Source organism: Xanthomonas sp. SHU 199, assembly GCF_000364665.1.
Classification (GTDB): domain Bacteria; phylum Pseudomonadota; class Gammaproteobacteria; order Xanthomonadales; family Xanthomonadaceae; genus Xanthomonas_A; species Xanthomonas_A sontii.
In genome coordinates this window covers 1-1,834 of the sequence record NZ_AQOI01000321.1, presented here as the reverse complement: position 1 = coordinate 1,834, position 1,834 = coordinate 1, and the positions used below count along the sequence as shown (strand labels likewise).

Sequence of the window (1,834 nt, the reverse complement as noted above, 5' to 3'; positions counted from 1 at the left end):
CGAGTACAGCCGCCGCCGCGCGGCCGACTACGCCGCCGCCGCCGAGCGCGCCCTGGACGGCCTGCCCGAGAACGAGGCCGTGGCCGCCCTGCGCGGCCTGGCGCGCTACGCGGTCGAGCGCAGACATTGAGCGCTGCCCGGGCATGATCGCCTTTGACGCCGAGGACCGCGCCGTACTGCTGGCGGTGAAAGGCGTCGGTCCCACCGTGGTCGCGCGCCTGGAACAATTGGGCGTGCATTCGCTGCAGGCGCTAGCCGCCTGCGATGCACGGGAACTCACCGAACAGGCCGCGGCGCTGCTCGGCTCCACCTGCTGGCGCAACAGCCCGCAAGCGCGCGCGGCCATGAGCGGCGCCATCGCCGCGGCGAAGGCGCACTTGCTCAAGCACTCCGCCAAGACACCTTAAGGGCCTATTGGGCCCATTTAGCCGCCATCGGCGCGCAGCCGCGTGCCGGAGGGGATTGGTGATTCGGGATTGGGGATTCGCGACGGCAGCTTGGTTGACGCCTGAAGCGCTACAGGCTCGCCACACCAACCGATCAGTTGGGCGGCACCGACGGTCCGCTTTTACCAATCCCCAATCCCGCCAAGCGCGCAGCGCGAGGCACCTCCCGAATCCCGGAAGCCCCTCCCTACTCCCGCCCGAACCGCTCCTCGAAGAAATCCTCGAGCATCCGGTAGGCACGCTTGGCCGCACGCGGGTTGTACTGGCAGCCCGGCGGGCTGTTGGCGTCGGCTTCGGCGAAGCAATGCACGGCACCGCTGAAGTTGACGAACTGCCAGTCGGCGCCAGCGCCGTTCATTTCCTGCTCGAAGGCGGCGATATCGTCGCGGCTCACGCTCTTGTCGTCGGCACCATTGAGCACCAGCACCGGTGCCTTGGCGCTGCCTGCGGCCGCCGGTGCCGCCGTGGCCAGGCCACCGTGCAGGCTGACCACGCCGGCCAGCGGCGCACCGGCGCGGACCAGTTCCAGCACCGTGGTGCCGCCGAAGCAGAAGCCGACCGCGCCGATCCGGGCCGGATCCAGCGGCGCCTTGCCGGCCTGCGCCTTCAGCGCCGCCACCGCGGCCAGCGCCCGCGCGCGCAGCGTGGCCGGATCCTTCTTCAGCGCGCCGGCGAACTGCCCGGCCTCGGCATCGTTGGCCGGCCGCTTGCCCTTGCCGTAGACGTCGGCCACCAGCACCACGTAGTCGTCGCCGGCCAGGCGCTTGGCCTTCTCCACCGCGGAGTCGTTGACGCCGCGCCAGTTCGGCACCATCACCAGGCCGGGGCGCGTGTCGTGGTCGGCATCGTCGTAGACCAGCACGCCGCTGAAGGTGTCCTTGCCGACCTGCCACTCCACCGGCTTGGCCTGCATCGCCGCCCAGGCCGGCAGCGGCAGCGCCAAGGCCAGCCCGAGCAGACCGGCCCACCGCAGCATCGATCGTATGCGCATCGCCCTTCTCCCGTGGAAACCAGGCGGCAGTCTAGAACGTGCCATGCACGTCGAGGTGAGGGCGACGGCGGCCGGCGATGGCGATGGGACAAGGCGCACAGCGTCGTCGCATGGCGGCCCGGCGAATGCTTCCGGGCATGCTCTTTCCGCAGCACGCACGACGGACAGCGACATCAGCGCACCGCGTGCGCCGACGCCGCGCCGAGGCTCAGGCGATGCCCAGCCCCGGAATGGCGCTGATCGCATCGGGGTCGAACCCGGCCAGCGCGGCGAAATGGCGGCCGCGCGCCACGTAGTCGCGGTAGGCGCCGAAGCTGGGCGCACCGGGCGACAGCAGCACCACGCCGCCCTGCTCGCCCAGCGCCGCGCGCGCCAGCGCCACCGCCTCCGCCAGGTC

2 protein-coding genes and 2 pseudogenes are annotated in these 1,834 nt (G+C 71.5%); 2 read left to right on the top strand and 2 right to left on the bottom strand.

Annotated elements, in window-relative coordinates; genetic code table 11:
• Positions 1–130: pseudogene (locus tag D183_RS26970) on the top strand (polyprenyl synthetase family protein); the annotation flags it as partial.
• A gap of 13 nt (positions 131–143) precedes the next feature.
• Positions 144–407 carry a helix-hairpin-helix domain-containing protein gene (locus tag D183_RS0111370; protein ID WP_017909097.1) on the top strand — a complete coding sequence of 88 codons (264 nt, stop codon included), beginning with the start codon at positions 144–146 and terminating at the stop codon, positions 405–407.
• Between the two features lie 226 nt (positions 408–633).
• Here D183_RS0111370 and D183_RS0111365 read toward each other — a convergent pair whose 3' ends face one another.
• Complete coding sequence (locus tag D183_RS0111365; RefSeq protein ID WP_026144388.1) at positions 634–1,437, bottom strand: dienelactone hydrolase family protein; 804 nt, start codon at positions 1,435–1,437, stop codon at positions 634–636.
• 208 nt (positions 1,438–1,645) lie between these two features.
• Positions 1,646–1,834 (bottom strand): annotated as a pseudogene (gene murD, locus D183_RS24525) (UDP-N-acetylmuramoyl-L-alanine--D-glutamate ligase); the annotation flags it as partial.